Annotated in this window: 20 protein-coding genes; 13 read left to right on the forward strand and 7 right to left on the reverse strand. The window is 30.3% G+C overall.

The window, feature by feature from the left end; translation table 11 throughout:
- Positions 1 to 51: 51 nt before the first annotated feature.
- Both BUB36_RS01150 and BUB36_RS01155 read right to left on the reverse strand, forming a co-directional pair.
- Entirely contained in the window at positions 52 to 396 is a 345-nt protein-coding gene (locus tag BUB36_RS01150; RefSeq protein ID WP_073146554.1) for a hypothetical protein, read from the reverse strand.
- Positions 396 to 1,670 carry a DUF1576 domain-containing protein gene (locus BUB36_RS01155; RefSeq protein ID WP_073146555.1) on the reverse strand — a complete coding sequence of 425 codons (1,275 nt, stop codon included), beginning with the start codon at positions 1,668 to 1,670 and terminating at the stop codon, positions 396 to 398. The genes BUB36_RS01150 and BUB36_RS01155 overlap by 1 nt, the downstream gene beginning before the upstream one ends.
- A gap of 201 nt (positions 1,671 to 1,871) precedes the next feature.
- On the opposite strand from BUB36_RS01155, the gene BUB36_RS01160 reads away from it, so the two are divergent.
- From BUB36_RS01160 to BUB36_RS01175, 4 genes are all read left to right on the forward strand, one after another.
- Positions 1,872 to 2,846 carry an MBL fold metallo-hydrolase gene (locus BUB36_RS01160; protein ID WP_330390360.1) on the forward strand — a complete coding sequence of 325 codons (975 nt, stop codon included), beginning with the start codon at positions 1,872 to 1,874 and terminating at the stop codon, positions 2,844 to 2,846.
- 187 nt (positions 2,847 to 3,033) lie between these two features.
- Positions 3,034 to 4,131: a Fe(3+) ABC transporter substrate-binding protein gene (locus BUB36_RS01165; RefSeq protein WP_073146557.1), complete on the forward strand. Its 1,098-nt coding sequence runs from the start codon at positions 3,034 to 3,036 to the stop codon at positions 4,129 to 4,131.
- Between the two features lie 76 nt (positions 4,132 to 4,207).
- Positions 4,208 to 5,851: an ABC transporter permease gene (locus tag BUB36_RS01170; protein ID WP_242655695.1), complete on the forward strand. Its 1,644-nt coding sequence runs from the start codon at positions 4,208 to 4,210 to the stop codon at positions 5,849 to 5,851.
- Positions 5,851 to 6,525, forward strand: coding sequence for an ABC transporter ATP-binding protein (locus BUB36_RS01175; protein WP_073146559.1), 675 nt, complete (start codon positions 5,851 to 5,853; stop codon positions 6,523 to 6,525). The genes BUB36_RS01170 and BUB36_RS01175 overlap by 1 nt, the downstream gene beginning before the upstream one ends.
- 268 nt (positions 6,526 to 6,793) lie before the next feature.
- Here the strand turns inward: BUB36_RS01175 and BUB36_RS19530 are convergent, their stop codons facing one another.
- On the reverse strand, positions 6,794 to 6,937 hold the full coding sequence (locus tag BUB36_RS19530; protein ID WP_165613007.1) for a hypothetical protein: 144 nt from the start codon (positions 6,935 to 6,937) through the stop codon (positions 6,794 to 6,796).
- A 221-nt stretch (positions 6,938 to 7,158) separates the two neighbouring features.
- Here BUB36_RS19530 and BUB36_RS01180 point away from each other — a divergent pair, with 221 nt between their 5' ends.
- The 4 genes from BUB36_RS01180 to BUB36_RS01195 all read left to right on the forward strand — a co-directional run bounded on the left by BUB36_RS01180 (position 7,159) and on the right by BUB36_RS01195 (position 10,042).
- Positions 7,159 to 7,653 carry a hypothetical protein gene (locus BUB36_RS01180; RefSeq protein WP_073146560.1) on the forward strand — a complete coding sequence of 165 codons (495 nt, stop codon included), beginning with the start codon at positions 7,159 to 7,161 and terminating at the stop codon, positions 7,651 to 7,653.
- A 50-nt stretch (positions 7,654 to 7,703) separates the two neighbouring features.
- Positions 7,704 to 8,669 (forward strand): hypothetical protein, encoded by a 966-nt coding sequence (locus tag BUB36_RS01185; protein WP_073146561.1) that lies wholly within the window; start codon positions 7,704 to 7,706, stop codon positions 8,667 to 8,669.
- 712 nt (positions 8,670 to 9,381) lie between these two features.
- On the forward strand, positions 9,382 to 9,729 hold the full coding sequence (locus BUB36_RS01190) for a type II toxin-antitoxin system RelE/ParE family toxin (protein ID WP_073146562.1): 348 nt from the start codon (positions 9,382 to 9,384) through the stop codon (positions 9,727 to 9,729).
- A 13-nt stretch (positions 9,730 to 9,742) separates the two neighbouring features.
- Positions 9,743 to 10,042, forward strand: coding sequence for a helix-turn-helix domain-containing protein (locus BUB36_RS01195; RefSeq protein WP_073146563.1), 300 nt, complete (start codon positions 9,743 to 9,745; stop codon positions 10,040 to 10,042).
- Between the two features lie 228 nt (positions 10,043 to 10,270).
- On the opposite strand, the gene BUB36_RS01200 is transcribed toward BUB36_RS01195, so the two are convergent.
- Positions 10,271 to 10,513 (reverse strand): SHOCT domain-containing protein, encoded by a 243-nt coding sequence (locus tag BUB36_RS01200; RefSeq protein ID WP_073146564.1) that lies wholly within the window; start codon positions 10,511 to 10,513, stop codon positions 10,271 to 10,273.
- 438 nt (positions 10,514 to 10,951) lie between these two features.
- Between BUB36_RS01200 and BUB36_RS01205 the strand changes: the two genes are divergently transcribed.
- Both BUB36_RS01205 and BUB36_RS01210 read left to right on the forward strand, forming a co-directional pair.
- Positions 10,952 to 12,088: a TMEM165/GDT1 family protein gene (locus BUB36_RS01205; protein WP_073146565.1), complete on the forward strand. Its 1,137-nt coding sequence runs from the start codon at positions 10,952 to 10,954 to the stop codon at positions 12,086 to 12,088.
- 38 nt (positions 12,089 to 12,126) lie between these two features.
- Complete coding sequence (locus tag BUB36_RS01210; protein ID WP_073146566.1) at positions 12,127 to 12,786, forward strand: pentapeptide repeat-containing protein; 660 nt, start codon at positions 12,127 to 12,129, stop codon at positions 12,784 to 12,786.
- Positions 12,787 to 13,044: 258 nt separating this feature from the next.
- Here the strand turns inward: BUB36_RS01210 and BUB36_RS01215 are convergent, their stop codons facing one another.
- Complete coding sequence (locus BUB36_RS01215; RefSeq protein ID WP_073146567.1) at positions 13,045 to 13,398, reverse strand: hypothetical protein; 354 nt, start codon at positions 13,396 to 13,398, stop codon at positions 13,045 to 13,047.
- 179 nt (positions 13,399 to 13,577) lie between these two features.
- Positions 13,578 to 15,632, reverse strand: coding sequence for a 5'-nucleotidase C-terminal domain-containing protein (locus tag BUB36_RS20305; RefSeq protein ID WP_073146568.1), 2,055 nt, complete (start codon positions 15,630 to 15,632; stop codon positions 13,578 to 13,580).
- A gap of 448 nt (positions 15,633 to 16,080) precedes the next feature.
- Between BUB36_RS20305 and speE the strand changes: the two genes are divergently transcribed.
- Together speE and BUB36_RS01230 are read left to right on the forward strand one after the other, a co-directional pair.
- Complete coding sequence (gene speE / locus BUB36_RS01225; RefSeq protein WP_073146569.1) at positions 16,081 to 16,932, forward strand: polyamine aminopropyltransferase; 852 nt, start codon at positions 16,081 to 16,083, stop codon at positions 16,930 to 16,932.
- 24 nt (positions 16,933 to 16,956) lie between these two features.
- On the forward strand, positions 16,957 to 18,600 hold the full coding sequence (locus tag BUB36_RS01230) for a M20/M25/M40 family metallo-hydrolase (RefSeq protein WP_073146570.1): 1,644 nt from the start codon (positions 16,957 to 16,959) through the stop codon (positions 18,598 to 18,600).
- Positions 18,601 to 18,643: 43 nt separating this feature from the next.
- On the opposite strand, the gene BUB36_RS01235 is transcribed toward BUB36_RS01230, so the two are convergent.
- Positions 18,644 to 19,126 carry an Lrp/AsnC family transcriptional regulator gene (locus BUB36_RS01235; protein WP_073146571.1) on the reverse strand — a complete coding sequence of 161 codons (483 nt, stop codon included), beginning with the start codon at positions 19,124 to 19,126 and terminating at the stop codon, positions 18,644 to 18,646.
- A gap of 466 nt (positions 19,127 to 19,592) precedes the next feature.
- Between BUB36_RS01235 and BUB36_RS01240 the strand changes: the two genes are divergently transcribed.
- Positions 19,593 to 21,080, forward strand: a complete 1,488-nt coding sequence (locus BUB36_RS01240; RefSeq protein ID WP_073146572.1) for a sodium:solute symporter family protein — start codon at positions 19,593 to 19,595, stop codon at positions 21,078 to 21,080.
- Positions 21,081 to 21,089 lie beyond the last annotated feature (9 nt).

The following is a 21,089-nucleotide window of genomic DNA, read 5'->3' on the forward strand; positions in this document are numbered from 1 at the left end:
AAAATCCTCCTAGCAAATGGTTTAAGACCAGAGCTAAGGGGATTTTTTTTTCTAGATTTTGTACCTAATTAAATTAACCTCTATTGTATTATCATTGCAACTAATTTCCGCTTCATCGGTCATCATTCCTACTAAAGTAAGTTCAGTATCAACATCGCTGTCACCAGCTAGCTCCCAAAAATATTCTTCCATTTCTTCTTGCTTTGCACATTTTAAGTATTTAATTAACTTGTCAATTTTTCCTTGATCTTTACATGAATAATTACATTTAACAGATATTTGATAATATTCCTTTTCCTCCTTTAAATTTATATCAATATCAGTTGCTCCTATGGAAAAGAAATAGGTGACTAACTCATCTACTATTTTTGCAATTCTTTTTTTGCCATGTTTCATTAAAAATCATCCTTTCTAAAAGCTTCAATTATGGGTACTAAAATTGCAGCAACAATACCTGCAGCAAAACCGTTATTATAAAGATTCAATCCGCCATGTAATACTCCCACATTGAGTACTACAGAAGAATGTATAAAGGCGGCTATTACACCGTAGTGCCATCCAAATTCTCCTGCAATTGGAGCTAAAGCAGTGCCAAATAAAGCTGCTAGTAGAATTGCAGGATCATTAATATTCCATATTTTTGTTAAAGATCCAATGAATACTCCTAGGAAAATTGGGAGTATATTTTTAGGATGTTTACCGAAGGCACCAAAGCCCACTACAGTAAAGATTCCGCCAATCGTAGGACCATTTAGATCACCTTTAACTAAAAGAATATAGATTGTAGCAATAAATCCATTTATACCCATATTAATAAGTGTTGGAGCAAATCCTTCCAATATAACGAAGTCTGCTACAAGTCTACCAGGATATGTTGTTATATCCTTTACCTTATTAAAAGATCGATTATTTAAATAGTATCCTAAAAGTATCATTGAAAAAAACATTAAAAACAAATACACGCTTAAAAGTTTGTTGTTGCCACTTGTCCATATAAATCTAGGGCTTGGTAAAAAACCATAGGATTTAAAGATTGATACAAAAACAGTTCCAATCATTCCTGCAGTAAATCCGATATTATACAAATTGAAACCTTGATGAACTCTTAATAAATACGTAGATAGAGGTGGTAGAATAAACCCTATGCTTATTCCAACAATAGCACCTAAAGGTATACTTATAGCTTTACTTAATGTAGTACTGAACAATATTTCAGTAACCATTGGACCCATAGCTGTACCAAATAGAGCGATATAAATATACTTGGAAAATTTATTTTTTTGTGTCTTTGCATATAGATATACCCCTAAAATAATGAACCATACATTTAGAAGGTTCTTTCCGAAGAGTCCAAAACCAGCTATTAAAAATAGTGAAGCAATGGAAACACCATTAATATTTAACTTTAACTTGTATAATATAAAGAGAAATATTAAGGTTAAAAGACCAGAATTAATAAAGGATGCACCTATACCTCCTACACCTATATAATCCGTTATTAGGGTATCAGGCTCAGTTAAAATATTATAGAGTCCTTTTAATATTTTTTCAGGTGTGTCTGTTAATAAACCAAATATAATTAGAGAAAGGGCATAACCGCCTAGTATCAAATATTTCATATTATTAGTAATTATATTTTCTTGTATTTTATTTTTTCTATAAGCCGCCATAAAAAACCCCCTTTTTTGTGTTTTATCTTTATTATTTACATACCCAGCTTTAAATATATTATACTTTAAAATTTATTGCGGTGATACTGTTAATTCAAAGATTTGAAAAAGGCAAACAAATTCAATATAATAAAATAGTGTTAAAAAATTTAAGTAGCCATTGAAACTACTACAAAATAAAATGATAAAGGTGATAAAATTATGGAAAAATCATATCCGAATATTTACAAAAATGAGATTCCCTTACCCAATAATCCTTTAAGAGCAGTTAATAGCTATATTATATTATCTGAGGATAGAAATTTAATTATCGATACAGGGTTTAATTGTAAAGAATGTAGGGAGACTTTATTTAAAGGAATTAAAGAACTTGGAATCGAACTTAATAAAACTGATTTGCTTGTTACCCATTTGCACTCAGATCATTCAGGTCTTGCAGCTGCTTTGAATAAAGAAGGAGTCAAAATTTATGCAAGTAAAATAGATGGAAAAATGATTAATAAAATGACAGAAACAAAATATTGGAAAAAACTTGAAGAATATATAAAAATGTTTGATCTAGAAAAAGATAAAATATCCTTTGCTGATCATCCAGGAGAAAAATATTGTCCAAAGGAACCTATTGAATTTACTCCACTTGAAGAAGGTGATGTATTAAATGTTGGAGACTATTCCTTCCAAATAATCGATATTCCAGGACATACTCCAGGACACATTGGTCTTTATGAAAAAAAGCATAAAATATTTTTTTGTGGAGATCATATTTTAGACAAAATAACTCCTAATATAGCATTTTGGGGTTTCGAATATAATGATATATTAGAGGTCTATTTCAATAGTTTGAAAAAGGTATATGAATATGATATAGATTATCTTTTTTCAGCCCATAGAAATATTATAAGAAATCATAAAAAGAGAATTGATGAACTCTTTAAACATCATGAAAAACGCCTATGTGAGATTATAGAAATTTTAAAATATGGTAAAAAAACAGTAAGGGATACAGCTGCCAATATGCATTGGGAATTAAGATATGATTGCTGGGAGGACTTCCCAAATCCACAAAAATGGTTTGCATCAGGAGAAGCAATGTCCCATTTAGAGCATTTAGTCTTTACAGGAAAAGCAAAAAAGACTAACGAAGAAGGGATTTTATACTATGAGCTGAATAAGTAATCAAAAGCGTGACAAGATATTATTTTTGTTACGCTTTTTTTCTGAATAGATATAAGTAATATTTGGAAATTCAAAATCTTTATTGACATGATAATTATTATCATTTATACTAACGATAGTGAAAACTGTTATCAATTTATCAAAGAATTAAATTGATAACAAATATCATCTAAGGAGGTTACATAATATGAAAAATAAGTTAATGAAAATTTCTTTAAGTTTAATGTTAGTTTTAGCTTTAGTAGCTCTTGCAGGATGCCAGACATCTCAAGAAACTCAAGCACCCCAAGAAAAAACAGAAGAAGCTACTGAAAATCAAGAAAAGCCTAAAAATCAGGTTGTAAATCTTTATACTGATAGACATTACGAAACCGATGAAGAATTATATAAAATGTTTACAGAGGAAACTGGTATAAAAGTTAATGTAGTAAAAGGTAAATCTGATGAGTTGATTGAAAGACTTGCAAGAGAAGGAGCAGATACGCAGGCAGACCTTTTAATTACTGCTGATGCTGGCAGATTATTTAGAGCAAAGGAAAAAGAGTTATTACAGTCTGTAGACAATGAAACTTTATTTGATAACATACCAGAGAATTTAAGAGATGAAGATAATCAGTGGTTTGGGCTTACTGTAAGAGGAAGAGTTATAGTATATTCAAAGGATAGAGTTAATCCATCTGAACTTTCAACCTATGAAGATTTAACTAGCGATAAATGGGAAAAAAAGATATTAGTTAGATCGTCATCAAACATATATAATCAATCACTTTTAGCATCTTTTATAGCTATAAATGGAGAAGAGAAGGCTAAAGAATGGGCTAAAGGAATAGTGAAAAATATGGCAAGAGACCCAGAAGGTAATGATAGAGCTCAAGCTAAAGCTATTGTTGCTGGTGAAGGGGATTTAGCAATAATGAACACATATTATATAGGTAAAATGCTTAATTCATCGGATCCCGAAGAAGTAAAGGTTGCTAAAAGCGTAGGAGTATTCTTCCCGAATCAAGATACAACTGGAACTCATATAAATGTAAGCGGTATAGGGCTTGCTAGACATGCTAAGAACAGTGAAAATGCAATTAAACTAATGGAATTTTTATCAAGTGAAAAAGCACAAAAGCAATTTGCAGAGGCTAACTATGAATATCCTGTAAATCCTGATGTTGAGCCATCAGAGTTGCTTAAATCATGGGGAGAATTTAAGACACAGGATATAAATTTATCTAAATTAGGTGAATTCAATAAAAGAGCAGTTGAGATATTTAATGAAATTGGTTGGAAGTAGTTTATTGATAGCAGTCCCAAGGGGCTGCTATTTAATAATATTTCTGAATTATTTGAAGTAAATGAGGTGTAAAAATTTGATTAGAACAAAATATATAAAGCATAGCTTAAATAGCTGGTCCATCCTAAGCTTCATATTTATAAGTTTAATTATATTTCCAAATCTAAATATATTGATGAATTTAATAAATAAGCCCAATGAAAATTGGACTCATATAAAAACATATCTTTTAAATGACTATATAATAAATTCTATGATATTAGTTATATTTACGGGAATACTTACTACTATTATTGGAATAAGTTTATCATGGATAATTTCCGCCTATGATTTTCCAGGGAGGAAATTCTTTGAATGGGGACTTATATTACCACTTGCAATACCACCCTATATAGCAGCCTATACCTATAATGGTATTTTAGATTATACAGGAGTTATTCAGGCAACCTTGAGAAATCATTTTAATATACAGTTGAGTCAAAAATACTTTGATATTATGTCTATGAAGGGTAGTATCTTCATATTTACAATTTTCTTATTTCCCTATGTATATATTATTACAAAATCTTTTTTAGAAAAGCAATCTGCTGCTTTAATAGAGAATGCTAGACTTTTAGGAAGAAGTCAACTTGAGATATTTATACATGTTGTACTGCCTATATCTAGGGCTTCAATCATTGGTGGCGTTAGTTTAGTAATATTGGAGGTTTTAAATGACTATGGAGTTGTAAAATTTTTTGGTATTACCACTTTTAGTACAGCTATATTTAAAACATGGTTTGGAATGGGGGATATAGATTCTGCAGTTAGAATATCAGCTATTTTATTACTTATTGTATTTGCTATTTTATTAATAGAAAAATTATTTAGAGGAAGGAAAAAATATAGCTTTTCTAATACAAAGTTCAGACCAATCACAAGAAAAGAATTAAAAGATGTCAAGGGAATATTAGCATTTTTGTTTTGTTTTGCAGTTTTCAGTTTAGGTTTTTTAATCCCTACACTGCAATTAGCTCATTGGAGCTTGATGACATATAAGAAAATACTAGATATAGAGTTTTGGAGATTTACATTTAGTTCACTTTCTATAGCATTACTATCGGCTGGATTAATTATCATAATAGCAATTATAATAGCAAATTATTGCAGAATGAATGATAACTTTCTCTCTAAACTTTATTCTAAAACTACTGCTGTAGGCTATTCTATACCTGGGGCAGTAATAGCCATAGCTGTTATAATATTTTTTATAGCCTTAGATAATAAATTGTTTTGGCTTTATAAATTAATAGATAAGAACTCAAGTAAGCTGGTATTAAGCACAAGTATTACAATGCTTATATTTGCTTATATTATAAGGTTCTTAGCAATAGGATTCAATTCTATAGAATCAGGATTTGAAAAGATTGGAAAGAAATTTTCAGAGGCATCTAGAACACTGGGTATGAATATAACTGAAACTTTTTTAAAGGTAGATTTTAAAATGATAAAACCATCCATAATAAGTGGATTTATTTTGGTTTTTGTAGATATTTTAAAGGAACTACCATTAACTTTGATTTTAAGACCCTTTAACTTTAATACATTGGCAACTAAATCCTTTGAATATGCTAATGATGAAATGATTCATGAAGCCTCAGTTTCTTCACTTATTATCATAATTATAAGTATTATTTCTATTTATATTTTTAATAAAGCTTCAGACAAGGAGGCGTCTTAATGTATATTGAGATAAAAGGATTATATTTTAAATACAAAAATGCTAAGGAAGAAACCTTGAAAAATTTTACTATGAGTATAGAAAAAGGGGAAATAGTTTCTATCTTAGGAGAAAGTGGGAGTGGCAAAAGCACTGTATTAAGGGTGATTTCAGGACTAGAAGTTCCAAGTCATGGTATGATTAAAATAAATAACAAGACCATAATCGACGAAAAAGAATTTATACCCCCTGAAAAAAGAGGAGTTGGTATGGTTTTTCAAGATTATGCATTGTTTCCTCATATGACGGTTGGGCAAAATATTAAATTTGGTCTTAAAGATATGAATAGAAGGGAAAAATTAAATAGGTTAAAAGAAGTTTTAGATTTAGTGAATTTAGAAGGCTTTGAAAAAAGATATCCCTATGAATTAAGTGGGGGGCAACAGCAAAGGGTGGCACTAGCTAGAGCATTAGCCCCTAAACCTTCTGTATTGCTTTTAGATGAACCTTTTAGCAATTTAGATGCAGATCTTCAGACAAAAATTAGGGAAGAGCTTAAAAAGATAATTAAAAAGGCGGGTATTACATCTATATTTGTTACACATGATAAAGAAGATTCAAAGGCTATTGCTGACAAAGTAATAATTTTAAAAGAAGGAGAAATAATTAAGGTAGGAGATGTAAATATATTATAGTTTAAAAATTTAAAAACATAAAGGAACGGTGTTTATCCGTTCCTCTTATGTTTAATTCTCTAATATTTTTTTCTATGAAGATATTCTTCCTCAGTAATCTCGGCATTTGACTCTTTTACTTACAATTTTCTTACAATTTCTAATTTGGACAACATTTCACATTTTTTTTAAATCTAGTATGCTATACTATTCTTACGAACACAAGATACAACTCAAAATATTCAGTAATTTAAAATATTCTATGAAAAACATGAAATAAAAAATCGTTCTAATCCGATACTGGTATATCCTTTTCAAGAGCAGAGCGAGGGCTTAAAAAGTTAAAGTTAACATATGCCACAGAACCATCACTTGAACTAAAACTATAGTTAGATCTGTAGTTAATCTTAAAAGTTCTATTGAGCCTTTTCAATGATTTGATTGAGTGGTCTTAGTTCCTTAGAAGCTAGATTATCTTTGATAAGCCTGATGACCTATGTGACATAAAAATTAATATCATGAGCTAAAAAAATGCTGAGCAATTAAATATATTGGGTTACCATAAACTACAAAATTTAAGTAAAATCAATGGGTTGAGTTAAAGATTATTCTTAAATCTTTGACAATACCCTATAAAGGCCAGAGGTGTAAAACATGAAAAAGAAAAATGTAATATATTTTAGCACATTATTAATAATTATTATCAGCCTTTATTTCTTATTCTTTCCTAGGTATTTATATGTGCATGAAATTATGAATCCTTATAAAGAAGATTTTACACCAAATGGAATTAACGTATCGGTTCGCTTTTCATATCTTTCAAGTAAAGAATTTAAATTAGATAGTAAATACTTAGTGAATGAATTGGTTGAGTTTCTAGGTAATATCAAAGTTAGAAGGGTATTGATTAGGCCAAAGGCAGAGTATTATACACCTAGGATAATGAATACTTATAAACTTACTATTCATTCTATTGAAGGCAAAGTATTAGGGATAGAAATTAAAGATCATAATTATATTGAAATTCGTGGACAAATTTATAAGATTATTGAAAATGTTGATTTGACTAAAATATATGAACTAATATTAAGAGGACAAGATAGAGATTCCGTAGATGAGTTTTACTTTGATATTATTAAGCAAAAATAATGGATATCAGTTGCGCGCGTTGATATAAATATACTTTTGGAGGATGTAAGATGAAAATACAAAAGAGAGTTATTAGTTTATTGATTTGTTTGTCAATGTTATTGAGTTGTTTAGTTGTATATGCTGATGGGAAAATATCACATATTCCATCGAAAGATGAATTTGATGTATATGAAATTCATTTTAATAATGATCGCAAGGGATTTTTTGCAAATAAAAAAAATGATGACTTCACAAGAGAACAAGATAACTTTACTAAAGCAAAGGATTTTGTTAAAACACTAAACTTAGAAGATAAGGGATTTAAAGGTCTCGAAGAAGTATTTCTTAAGGAATTGGATAGGTTAAGAGAAGATGGCAATGCAATTGATAGCTATAAGATTTATATTCCAAAAGGATCAACAAATCTAAGCTCAAATAAGCATGCCACAAGGATGAAGAACCAAGAGTATTATGGGTCTTACGAGGGTTATAAATTCAAGCAAGCTTTCTCAGTGACTACAAGACCTATAGAAAGTAAAAAAATTAAGAATAAAAATGAACAATTAAGTGACTTTATATCAGGAGCTACAAATTTTGTAGTAAATATAGGTATGTGTTTTCAAAAAGTAAAAGTAACTGTTCCCTATACCATTCTTACAGGTTTACATGGAATATTTGGAGATGGGATTGAGCTCCACCGTGACGCATATATACAATGCGTTGCAGAAGGGGATTTAACTAGTCGTGTCATTCTTATTCAAGATAAACATAATATGAATGAATATATTTATGTGCCAGTATTAATAGATGAAGCACAAGTATTTTCTGTTAGAATAGTAGGTCATGATGGACATTGGTGGACAGATACTTCATCAGATACTGTTGCTTATGGAGAAGAAGCACATACAGAGTATTTCTATGCATCTCCTAGGACTAACATGAAAAGAGGGTTAAGACATTATACATCAGGAGACTTATCAGAGCCTATAACACAAAAAGTTGGAGGTATGATTACCACTTTTGAGAATAAATAGTACGTTAATAAAAATAACCTAAATAGGCTAGTAACAGCTAAACTGTTATCAGAGACAAAGTAGATTTCAAAAGAATATGAAGTTTACTTTGTTTAGAAGATTCAAAAGCTATTGCTGACAAAGTAATAATTTTAAAAGAAGGAGAAATAATTAAGGTAGGAGATGTAAATATATTATAGTTTAAAAATTTAAAAACATAAAGGAACGGTGTTTATCCGTTCCTCTTATGTTTAATTCTCTAATATTTTTTTCTATGAAGATATTCTTCCTCAGGAATCTCAAAATTTTAGGACAATGGGGTCAGGATTGAAAAGTTGAATTAAAATAAAGATTAATTCAACTTTTCAACCCTGACCCTGTTTTTCTAATTTCGTAGGTATATTTCTAAACATGAGGAATTTAATAATTATTTCAAGAACAAAAGAAAAAATTTCAATGTTGCAGGTAAGTATCGGAGTAAAATATAAGGCTTAGATGCCCACGACATTTGCGACCACGCTGGTGAAGCCACTGGCAATGTCGGGGCGTCAAAATGAGAAAGCTAAAGCTTTCTTTTGGGGACAAAAAACAACCGTCTAAAAGGGATGATTGCATGAAAGTTTTCTAGGCCAAATAAAAAATTAATAAATATTGAAAATACATCAAATTTGGTGTATAATTTATATATATAACATCATATTTGATGTATATATTTGTACAAAGGAGAAATACTATGAATGTATATCGTTATACTACGAGAGGTGGTAAAGATGTTATTAAAAACTATTTAGATAAACTTCCTGTGATTGAAAAAGCTGAGGGTTATAGAATTTTAGAATTGCTAGAGTTGAATGGTTTACCAGCTTTAGAAGAATTAAATACTAGACAACTTTCTAAAAAGTTATGGGAAATAAAATTCAACTACAAAGATAGAATGATGTATGTTATAGCTGATAAAGATAATATTTATATTCTCCATGCTTGTAAGAAACAAAAGGGTAAGGCAGAAAAATTTGAACTCAACACAGCGAAAAAGCGAGCGAAAGAGCTGGGTCAAGAGTTAGGAAAAAAATTTGTGTAAAGGAGTGAATAAAATGCCTTTCGTAAAAGCTGATATTAAGCAAGAGATTGAAGAAATGAAAAAGAATGATAGAGATTTTGCCAAGGCATACAATGTAATTGAGGAAGAATACAGATTAATTGAAGAAGCTATAAATTTAAGAAAAAACATAGGAATTTCACAATGTAAGGTTGCAGAAGAAACAGGATTAACTCAACAAATGGTGTCTAGAATTGAAAAGGTTGGTAATTCTCCAACTCTAAGAAATTTTTTGAGATATCTTGATGGAATTGGCTTAGAAATAAAAATTAAGAAAAAAGCATCGCTTGGTTAAAAAAAGAGACTTATGTCTCTCAGATTAATGACAAACCCACGATTTTTAATCGTGGGTTTTACCATAGATTGGGACAATGGGGTCAGGGTTGAAAAGTTGAATTAAAATAAAGATTAATTCAACTTTTCAACCCTGACCCTGTTTTTCCAGGAGATGTAAATATATTATAGTTTATAGTTTAACAATTTAAAAACATAAAGGAACGGTGTTTATCCGTTCCTCTTATGTTTAATTCTCTAATATTTTTTTTCTACGAAGATATTCTTCCTCAGGAATCTCACCATTTGCATATTTTTCTTGTAATAAGGTTATAGCCTTGTTATATGAGGAAAAATTTCCATTAGAATTTTTTGTGATTAATTTTACAATCCATATTGCAGCCCCTATGATTAGTGTCCATCTTAATAGGCTAAAGCCAATCATCCATATCCAGTTACCACCACTAAAGTTTAAGCCCCAAAATCCACACATAATGAAAACCTCCTTATTTAGAATCAATAAAAATTAAAATCTGCATAGGATTTACATAGTAAAATTTAATTTATACATGTACAAATACGTAATGTTTCTAAAGATTTTGGATATGTATAAATTAAAGTCTTTACTTAAATTCCTATAATTATATTATAAAATAAATTTGTGAAGAAAATATGAAGACAAGAAATATATAAAATTAATATATTGTAATGTAATTATAGATATGATATAATACTAAACAAGCTAAAAGGGAGTAACTGTGTATAATTTAGCACGAATAGAGTCAACACACTGGTATAAATACCTGGCTTTATTCACATTAGAATATCTAATGGAGTGAGACTTTTAGTTTAATAAGGTTATGAAATTTTGATAACCTTATTAAACTATTGGTTTCACTTTTTTTATTTTATTAAAAAAGGAGGAAATACTTTGATAAAAGAGTCTTTACAATCACTATTTTTAATTTTTATGGCTGAAATGGGTGATAAAACCCAAATTTTAGCATTAGCCTTTGCTACACAGTTTGGAGTAAAGGAAGTATTATTAGGAGTGTTTATTGGGTCGTTGTTAAATCATGGACTAGCTGTTATTGTAGGTACGTATTTATCTAGTGTAATACCTATAGATATAATTCAGATAATAGCAGGACTTTCATTTCTTGGTTTTGCATTATGGACACTTAAAGATGATGATTCAGATGAAGAAGAAGAAACTAGCAATAAATTTGGACCAATACTTACTGTTGCTATAGCCTTTTTTATTGGAGAATTAGGAGATAAAACCCAGCTTACAGCTATTACATTATCAGTGGATGCAATTAATCCCCTATTTGTTTTGATGGGAACTGTTACTGGTATGATTTTGACTAGTGGAGTAGGGATTTTTGTAGGAAGCAGAATTGGAAATAAGATACCAGAATTTACAATTAAAATTTTATCAGCATCAATATTTATGTTTTTTGGACTAGCTAAGCTTTATACTGCTATTCCCAAAAACTACCTTACAAGCTGGAATATAATAATATTTTTAATAGTGCTTGGTTTTATTGTATATTTATTGATTAGACCAATGATAAAGAATAAAAGGATGGGTAAATCTACTGCTTTACAAGAAGCAGCATTAACACTTTATAATTATGCTCAAGAAATGAAAGAAAGAGTGGATAATATTTGTTTAGGTGAAGATATATGTATAAAATGCAAGGGAGAAAAATGTATTGTAGGATATATTAAGAATATAATCAATAGAATTGATAGAGATGATAATTATCTACCAGTAGATGTCATAGATGATTTTTCAGACAGCCTTAATAAGGGATTTAATGAAGATAAAGTAGTTCAAGGTTTAGCTATTATTTTGATAAGCCTTGAAAGTAAAATAATTGAAAAAGAAAATCATAGAATTGCCATAAATAATATAAGGAGACTTCTTGAGAGAATCTTATTTGGCAAAGAATTTACATATAACAGCAAGGAAAGCTATTTTCAGATGCTTCGAGATAATAATCAGAGACTAGAAAAGAAAATATTTAATTGCGTAATGGAGTTAGAAAGTGGAAAGTTGTAGAATGATATTAAATCATTATTAGAATGGGGGAAAACACGATGAAAAATAAAAAAGATAACTATAAAATTCTATGTCCTAGAATACCTAAACAATTACGAGAATTGCATGATGACATTAATAGTAATATACAAAACGAAGATTCTTTATGTGAAGGTATTATTGAAGATTGTTTAATTGAGAATCAATGGGCAGAGCATGTATATTTTAAGCAGATTATATTTAGAAATGTTACCTTTAAACGAGTTTCCTTTAGATTCATTGATTTAACAGATATTAGATTTGAGAATTGCGACTTATCTAATGTAGATTTTTATGGAGCTATAATTCATAGGGTAGAGTTTGTAAACTGTAAGCTTCTCGGTGCTAATTTTGGGGAAGCTACTTTACAAAATGTAATATTTGACAATTGCAATGGTAAATATGGTTCTTTTATGTTTTCAAATTTTAAAAAGGTAGATTTCAGAGATTGTCTACTGGAAAGTGTCAATTTTCAGGAGTGTAATTTTAGTAAAGTCAGATATTCTAAGTCTAACCTCCAGCAGTCTCAAATGGCAGGAACAAAATTAAAGGGGATTGATTTAAGTTGTTGTGAGATACAAGGAATGGCAGTAAGAATTGAGGATTTATATGGGGCTATAGTTTCTCCTATACAAGCAGTTATGCTGGCAAAGCTTATAGGGCTTATTATTAAAGATTAATTTAACCTGATAAGCAACAAATAAAATTTTCCAGTTTCATCATACTTAGGGAATTTTAATATTTCATTTGAGTGATTTTTATAACACATAGGAAATTATAGACCTATTTTCCCTTAAAAATATATTAAAAAATAGGTTTATTATATGAAGGAAAAATAAGCATTAAAACTTTCGTGATAGAAATTGGCATAAGCCTGAACTATTGTGAATAATTCAGTCTTATTTATAAAGGCTTAAATATCTTCCATGGTTTATTATTTAGCTATTTTTTTGTTTCATTTGTTTAATACTTCTTTCCTTAGTTAGACCTAAAATCTTATAATTACCCATTGATAAGCCTGTAACTAAGAAGCTATTAAGTATTATTAAAAATATTAATTCAATTATACTGTTATGAAATATCTGCTTATTATTTGTAAATATATTTATATGATGTAATGAAACAATAAAGAAAGATGCAGCTAAGCTTAAAATCTTTGGGATTCTTTTATCTTCATTATTCATTAAGAATATTTCTTTTATTATTTGAGTAATTAAATTAACTGCCATAACCATTCCTGTTACAGATGACAAATATTCTATATTAAAAAGTCCCAGATATTCACTATTCATTTTATACTCCCCTTTTTTTAGTTTAATTATATATATGCAGGTAATACTGTTTTTATAAAAAAATTAATAAATTTTTTATTTGTATAGTTTTACTGTAGTATTTATATATTTAGATATAATTAAAGCAGGTAGAGGAAAACTTCTACCTGCTTTAATTATATCTAAATATGTCTATAAAATTAATTTACGGGAACAATTAGTCTTTGCTGTGGTAAAATCAAGTTAGCATTTTTTAGGTTATTTAGCTCTGCTAATTTCTGCCAAGTTGTATTAAACTTATTTGCTATCTTCCAAAGGACATCTCCATCTTTAACGGTATAAGTTGTGGTTTGCTCAGTAGCAGGTTGCTTAGATGAAGCTGGATTAGTAGCTTTTTCAACAGGCACTGCTTCAGTGATTTGTTCAGCGGGTATTGAAGCAGGAGCATTTAATTTACCTTCAGCCATTAGTTTACCATAGTTCAATGCCACAACATTTAATGTTCTTCCATCTTCGGAAGTAGGAATTTTGATTTCTCCATTTCGTACTTTTTCAAAAACTATTTCTTGTTTTTCCTTGTCAATGTCAGTTCCAATTATCTTCCAGTTATTATCTATCTTAGGGGTGATTTTCCCACCCTGCTCTTCTTTAACGTATTTTATTATTAAATCTCTAATTCTACCAGCATCCTGTAATTCTTCATATGAATCATAATATTTATCTTCATTAGTTACCCAGCCATTCTTAAGGAGAGTTCCAAATCTGTAGTTGTTTACAGCTAATTTATAGGTCTTGGCTTCATCGAGTGGTTTACCTGCAATAAAAATGTTTTTAACACGATTACCAGCTTCCTGAGAAATGTCGATATCATAAGTCATACCAGAAAACATATCATAATTGTAACCACGTATTTCAGGGTTAAAGCTTACGGTTACATCTCCATCCTTATATGTATTATAATAGCTTGCTGACCACTCCATATATTTCTTAAGGTTTTCACCTGTTATATTGACACCATTTAAAGTATTTGCATATTTATAGATGAAGGCAACATCCTTTTTCTTAAAATCTCCTTGCTTTAAGTTAGAGCCAAAGTTAAATAGTGCAGCAGAGCTTATTTGTGAATTAGCATAAAACATTTGAACTTGGTTGATTAAGTCAATTACCGCAGTATCTTCTATTTGTGCAGTTGGCATGGTAGTAATTTCATCTTTTCCTGTTATATAATCAGGTCTTTCTATAAAATCCTTAGTTATTTGACCAACAATTTTATTAGCGTCAGTAACAGATTTACTATGTACGTATTCAAATTTATCTAATATTTCTTGGTCTGCATCTACCTCTTTAGTTTCTATATTTTCAGTATCAACACTTATAACTTCCCACTTGTCTCCATTTTTTGCAAGCTTTATATTGACCTTTGCTAAAGCCCATCCATATTTACCAGGTTCTATAATTTTAACACCATTAATCTCTTCATTTACCTTAGCGTGGGCATGACCTAGGAAAAGAACGTCAAATTCAGGACATGCATGTGCTATATCCTTAGCTCCTGTTGAACCATGCTCTCCATCTTTGCCTAAATGAAAAGCTCCAACTAAAATGTCATATTTTCCGTCTAGCTCTTTAATAACTTTTTTAGTTTCTTCTAATGGATCTGTGAAGCTTAAACCCTCAAAGTGTTCAGGAGCACTAGCTTCCCAAGTAGGGACATGTGGAGGTATCAGACCAACGATAGCTACTCTTATACCATCTTTTTTAATAATAGTATATGGCTCTACAAATCTTGTACCATCTTCTTTATATATATTTGCTGCTAATACTGCGTTGTTAAAGGCCTTGATATTTCTATCAAGAAAAGATTTTTCAAAGTTAAATTCGTGGTTACCTATTGTCCATGTATCATATTTCATAGTATTCATAACTTCTACCATTGGGTGTACAGGCAGGTCATTGAAAAGCTCTGCACTGTTATCTTGAACTGTATCACCACAGTCAATTAGTATAACATTTGGATTCTTAGCTCTTTCTTGTTTTACTAATGTTTGAATTTTTGCAAAGCCTGCATCGGCATCTTCGCTATCAGTAGCATAATCATGGGGATAAATCCTTCCATGCATGTCAGTAGTACCTAAGATAGTGATTGTTGCTTTTGGTGTTTCTTCTACATTTGCTGATACTGGGTTAACAAATAAGCCGAATATCAATATCAGCACCAAGACAATTAATCCAGTTTTTTTGATGAATAAATTCATAAAAAGTCCCCCTTTACAAAATTTTGGTGTTATTTTAATTATATAATTAAAGCAAAACGGAATAAAGGGGAAAATAGAAAATATAGTAAAGTTAGTATATTCTTAGAATAACTTAAAGAATTAATATAATTAAACCACTAAAGGATGAAAATATAGCATAAAAATAAGTTTAATAGGAAAAATAATATTTAGTATTCATTAAAAAATAGATAATTGAATTGCTTTAACACATTGATTTATAATATTTACGAAGGATTATAAAATTATAATTGACAATGTATATATTGCATGGTAGCATGAGAATCGGTAGATTATGAAAATGCAACTGAATTCTTTGAAATTGTAAGATATAGGAATGTTTTCTATTTAATCTGGATAAAAAATGTATTATGCAATTTCCTCACTTATAAATTTACAAAAAATTAAAAAAATTAAAGGAGGTATTAAAATGGAACTTTGGTATACACAGCCCCAGACCGACAATATACGATTTTCAATTAAGGTAAAGGAAGAATTATTTAGTGGTAAAAGCCCTTATCAGCAAATCAATATATTTGACAGTGATGAAATGGGCAGATTCCTGATTATTGATGGAATTGTCATGCTAACATCAAAGGATGAATTTATTTATCATGATATGATTGTTCATGTTCCCATGGCAACAAACCCAGATGTAAAAAAAGTACTTGTAATTGGTGGTGGTGATGGAGGTACGGTTAGGGAATTAACTAGATATGCAGGAATAGAAAAAATTGATATGGTGGAGATTGACCGTATGGTTGTAGAAGCATGTCAAAAATATCTTCCTCTTACAGCTAGCAAACTAAATGATAAGAGAGTACAACTGCATTTTGAAAATGGTATGGAATTTGTGAGAAGATCAAAGGAAAAATATGATTTAATTATTGTAGATTCCACAGATCCAATAGGACCAGGAGAAGGTTTATTTACCATGGAATTCTATAAATGCTGCTTTAATCTCTTAAGTGAAGATGGCATATTGGTTAACCAATGTGAGAGTCCATTCTATGAGAAAAATGCTAAAGAAATGAGAAAAGCTGTAAAGAAAATTAAATCCTTATTTCCAATTAGTAAGGTATATCAATATAATATGCCAACCTATCCATCTGGACACTGGCTTTTCGGGTTTGCATCAAAAAAATATGATCCAATCAAGGATTTTAAACCAGAGAAATGGGAAGCCCTTGGTTTGGAAACAAAATACTATAACACAGATGTACATATCGGTTCATTTATGTTACCAACCTATGTGAGAAAAATGGTTGAAAATCCAGAGTAATACTTGATGCAAGGAGGAGATAAAATGCCTCTAAAAAATACGAAAGAGGAAATCTATTCTTTTTTAATGAAATTTTGTGAGATTAGAAGTGTAACAGATTCAGAGGGAGAAAAGTTGGCTCCTAAGTTTATTTATGATGAATTAAAAAAATTAACATATTTTAAAGATAATCCAGAGGATCTTTTTATACAGGAAATTGGAGAAGATCGACTCAAAAGATCAAACTTATGTGCCTTTGTAAGATCAAAAAAACAAACTATGAATACAATTATTTTAATGGGACATCTTGATGTTGTTGATACTGATGTTTGTGGAAACTTAAGGGATTTAGCTTTTTATCCTCAAGTATACACAAAGGAAATTGCTAAGATAGACATTCCAAAGGAAGCTAGAGAAGATTTAGAATCTGGGGATTGGATATTTGGTAGAGGCGTTGCGGACATGAAAAGCGGTTTGGCAGTACAAGCTGGACTTGTTGCAGAACTATCGGAAAACACAGATAACCTAGATGTAAATATTTTATATTTAGCTGTAGCAGATGAAGAAAATAACGCATGTGGTATTCATAAAGCTCTAGAGCTTATTGAAGATATGAAAGAAAAAGGATATAAATTTTTATGCTGTATTGATAGTGAACCTACCATTACTCAGTTAGACAAGGGTGCTGGATGGATTCATCTAGGGACTATAGGTATGTATACACCTTTTACCTTCGTGTTAGGTAGAGAAACCCATGTTGGTGAGTATTTTGAAGGTTTGAGTGCAGCTTTGATTGCCTTTAAGTTAGGAAATCTTATTGAAGGCAGTGATGAATTTGCTGACAATTTTAAAGATGTAGTTTATCCGCCTCTTACTTGCTTGAAAATAAAGGATTTAAAACCTACCTACTCAGTAACGGTTATAGAGCGTATGGCAATGTACTATAATGTACTTTTTGTTCAAAGGACACCCGATGAAATATTGGCTGCATTAAAGAAAGCCGCAAGCTGTGCATTAGAAAAATCAATAGCAGAACAAAATATGAAAAGGCTTACGCAAGGGACACAGACTAAAGAAAAGATACTAAAGGGAAGAATAATTGAGTATAATGAACTCATAAGCCTTGCAGCAGATCAAGCCAATGAAGATATTCAAAAACTCATTGAAGCCTATTTAAGGACCCTTTCACCCAAAATGGAACTGCAAGAAAGAGGCATGATGCTTGTCAATCATTTAATAGATATTGCAAAGCTAAAGGGACCTGCTGTTATTGTTGGTTTTCTACCTCCCTATTGCCCAGCTTTATATAATGAACGTAAAACAAAGAGAGAATTAGATATTCTAGATACCGTCGAAGAAATTATCGGAGAAGCAGAAAAAACTTTTTCTGTAAAAATTCATACAGCTGAGATTTATGAAGGGATATCAGATTTAAGTGAGTTTGGATTTAAGGGTAGTAAAAGGGATGAGCAAGTCCTTGCAAAAAATATGCCTGGGTGGGGAATGGATTTTGTTTATCCCTTCCATAGATCAAAAAACTTGGATATTCCAGTTTTAAATATTGGACCCATTGGGAAGGATGCCCATAAACTTACAGAAAGATTATATCTCCCCTACGCACTAGAAGTTTTACCTTTCTTACTAAAAAAGATCGTATTAGGACTTGCAAAAAGAGCAAAACTACAGTAATAGAAAAGATTAAGAAATCACCGATTTTGATTGGTGATTTTTTTTAATCTTTAAAATCACTCTCTACTGGTAGCCATTGATCAATATTATATATTATCTTTGGAATTATAAAGAAATTGACTACTTCAACTCCTTTTGTTTCAGGGAGAGTATGATTTATAAAATTATACATTTCTTCATTATCCAAAAATCTTGTTTCTATGGCTAAATTTGCTTTTCCCCAACCAAAAGCAATATAACATACATTGGGATTTTTCTTACAATCTTCTACAAAATCATCAAAAACCTCTTCATCGACTTTGAGATTGATATCTGCTATAGAATTATATCCAAACATACTAGGTTCTACTATTGTTGCAAGGCGAATAGCTTTTGTTTCTATTAATTTGTCAATTCTTCTTCTTACAGTTCTTTCGTTGACATTAATAGCCTTGGCGATTTTAGAAGCAGAGGCTCTAGCATTTTTGTATAATTCATTTATGATTTTAAAATCAATCTTATCATAAGATTTTATTTTTTTTCGCATACTTATATCTCCTATTCTATTTATTTGATATATATAGTCTAGCACTTTTACTGTAAACAGACAAGGATAAATCAAAAACAATCAATTATATGTCCTGTAATTATATCAAATATACAATAAATAGACACTAATATTATAAATATTACAATAATAATGTCAATAATACAACAAATTGATCGAAATAGTCTAGGATTAAGAAATAATCAAAATTCTATATAGATACATGCTAATTATGGCCATTGTAAAATGTAATAAAATCCACATAATAGGCACAAAATTGCATTAATATAGATATAAAAATGACCGAATAGGACAACTAAAATATAAAAAATGCACATTATATATATAAAATTTGACAAAATCTCTTGATAAAATTTAAACATGATAGTATAATAATTCTTGTAAACGTTTACGAGTATTTCAGGAGAAAGTTTGGATACTTAAAAAAATTGAAAGGACAGATTCTGTGAAATTTGATAACCTTATTCCACTTTTAATTATCGGATTGTTTTTTATTGGGATAATTATGGTGGGGAAAATAGCTAGTAAAAAAGTATCAAACTCAGATGATTATTTAGTTGCAGGAAGGGGCGCGCCTCTTTTGCTCATAGTAGGTACTGTTTTCGCAACCTTTTGGGGAGGCGGTACAATTATTGGAGCAACTGGATCAGCTTACAATAGTGGTATCTTTGGTGTAATAGAAGATCCTTTTGCTGCAGGGCTGGCATTAATTCTTATAGGGGTTTTCTTTGTGAAAATCTTAAGAAAATTAAGGATTAGGTCAATTGGAGAACTATATAACTATCGCTTTGGGTCTACTACAGGATATTTTGCATCTGCTGTAATGATACCAACTTATGTTATATGGACTGCAGTACAATTTTTGGCAATTGGTAAAATACTAAATGTTCTCTTTGGCATAAATTTCACAATAAGCTATATTGTAGCCATAATCGTTGTAGTTATATTTACATATATGGGTGGAATTATGGCGGTTGTTTGGACGGATTTTATTCAAATGATTATTATTTTAATTGGCCTTATTTCAATTTTGATTATTGGAACCAATGCAGCAGGAGGCATAGACGCTATAATACAAAATACGCCAGAAGGATATTGGAATTTCTTACCCTCAGGAAAGGGGATTAGACCTTGGATAACATATCTTGCCATGTGGGTAGGAATGGGTCTTGGGAATATTCCAAGTCCAGATATTGCTCAAAGGGCTTTTATGGCTAAGGATGGGAAAACAGCTAAAAGGGGAATGATTATTGCTGGAGGGTTATATTGGACTATTGGGTTTATACCAGTTATTCTAGCACTCATTGGAATTACATTGGTTAATCAGGGAGTCTTAGAAGCAAGCTTACTCTCAGAAGATAGTGAATTATTGATTCCGTTTTTAGCAAAACAGCTTTTAGGACCTGTAGGATTAGGAGTTTTTGTTTCATCCCTTATATCTGCTATTTTATCCAGTGCTAGTACGTCTCTTTTTGCGACAGCGGTGCTTTGTTCCAATGACATTTATAAACCAATTATGACAGTTAAAGTTAAAGAAGAAAATATAAAAAAAGAAGATCAGATGTTAAAGATAACGAGGATGTTTGTAATTTTAGTAGGTTTGTTAGCTGCAATTTGTGGACTGGCCAGTAGCAACATTTATGATTTAACCATATTTGCATTTACCTTACAATTTGGAGTTCTTTTCTTTCCATTTGTAATGGCTCTAAAATCAAAAAGGGTAAATACATATGGTGTTATAGCTGGAATGATTGGGGGGCTTTTAGTAAATATAGGGGGATGTATATCTCAGCTTTCCATAATACCTGAACCTTGGGAGTTTTATACACTTATACCAGCTTTAGTTAATTTAATTCTTATAGTTACAGTGTCATATATGACCAGAAATAAAAATGCAGCAAGACCACTAGAAGATATATACCTAGAAAATTAAGATGCATAA

This window comes from Paramaledivibacter caminithermalis DSM 15212 (assembly GCF_900142245.1).
Taxonomy (GTDB): domain Bacteria; phylum Bacillota; class Clostridia; order Peptostreptococcales; family Caminicellaceae; genus Paramaledivibacter; species Paramaledivibacter caminithermalis.

Coding starts and splice junctions, on each gene's coding strand:
- BUB36_RS01150 (WP_073146554.1), bottom strand. CDS start 396: ATGAAACATGGCAAAAAAAGAATTGCAAAAATAGTAGATGAGTTAGTC.
- BUB36_RS01155 (WP_073146555.1), bottom strand. CDS start 1,670: ATGGCGGCTTATAGAAAAAATAAAATACAAGAAAATATAATTACTAAT.
- BUB36_RS01160 (WP_330390360.1), top strand. CDS start 1,872: ATGGAAAAATCATATCCGAATATTTACAAAAATGAGATTCCCTTACCC.
- BUB36_RS01165 (WP_073146557.1), top strand. CDS start 3,034: ATGAAAAATAAGTTAATGAAAATTTCTTTAAGTTTAATGTTAGTTTTA.
- BUB36_RS01175 (WP_073146559.1), top strand. CDS start 5,851: ATGTATATTGAGATAAAAGGATTATATTTTAAATACAAAAATGCTAAG.
- BUB36_RS01180 (WP_073146560.1), top strand. CDS start 7,159: ATGAAAAAGAAAAATGTAATATATTTTAGCACATTATTAATAATTATT.
- BUB36_RS01185 (WP_073146561.1), top strand. CDS start 7,704: ATGAAAATACAAAAGAGAGTTATTAGTTTATTGATTTGTTTGTCAATG.
- BUB36_RS01190 (WP_073146562.1), top strand. CDS start 9,382: ATGAATGTATATCGTTATACTACGAGAGGTGGTAAAGATGTTATTAAA.
- BUB36_RS01195 (WP_073146563.1), top strand. CDS start 9,743: ATGCCTTTCGTAAAAGCTGATATTAAGCAAGAGATTGAAGAAATGAAA.
- BUB36_RS01200 (WP_073146564.1), bottom strand. CDS start 10,513: ATGTGTGGATTTTGGGGCTTAAACTTTAGTGGTGGTAACTGGATATGG.
- BUB36_RS01210 (WP_073146566.1), top strand. CDS start 12,127: ATGAAAAATAAAAAAGATAACTATAAAATTCTATGTCCTAGAATACCT.
- BUB36_RS01215 (WP_073146567.1), bottom strand. CDS start 13,398: ATGAATAGTGAATATCTGGGACTTTTTAATATAGAATATTTGTCATCT.
- BUB36_RS20305 (WP_073146568.1), bottom strand. CDS start 15,632: ATGAATTTATTCATCAAAAAAACTGGATTAATTGTCTTGGTGCTGATA.
- speE (WP_073146569.1), top strand. CDS start 16,081: ATGGAACTTTGGTATACACAGCCCCAGACCGACAATATACGATTTTCA.
- BUB36_RS01230 (WP_073146570.1), top strand. CDS start 16,957: ATGCCTCTAAAAAATACGAAAGAGGAAATCTATTCTTTTTTAATGAAA.
- BUB36_RS01235 (WP_073146571.1), bottom strand. CDS start 19,126: ATGCGAAAAAAAATAAAATCTTATGATAAGATTGATTTTAAAATCATA.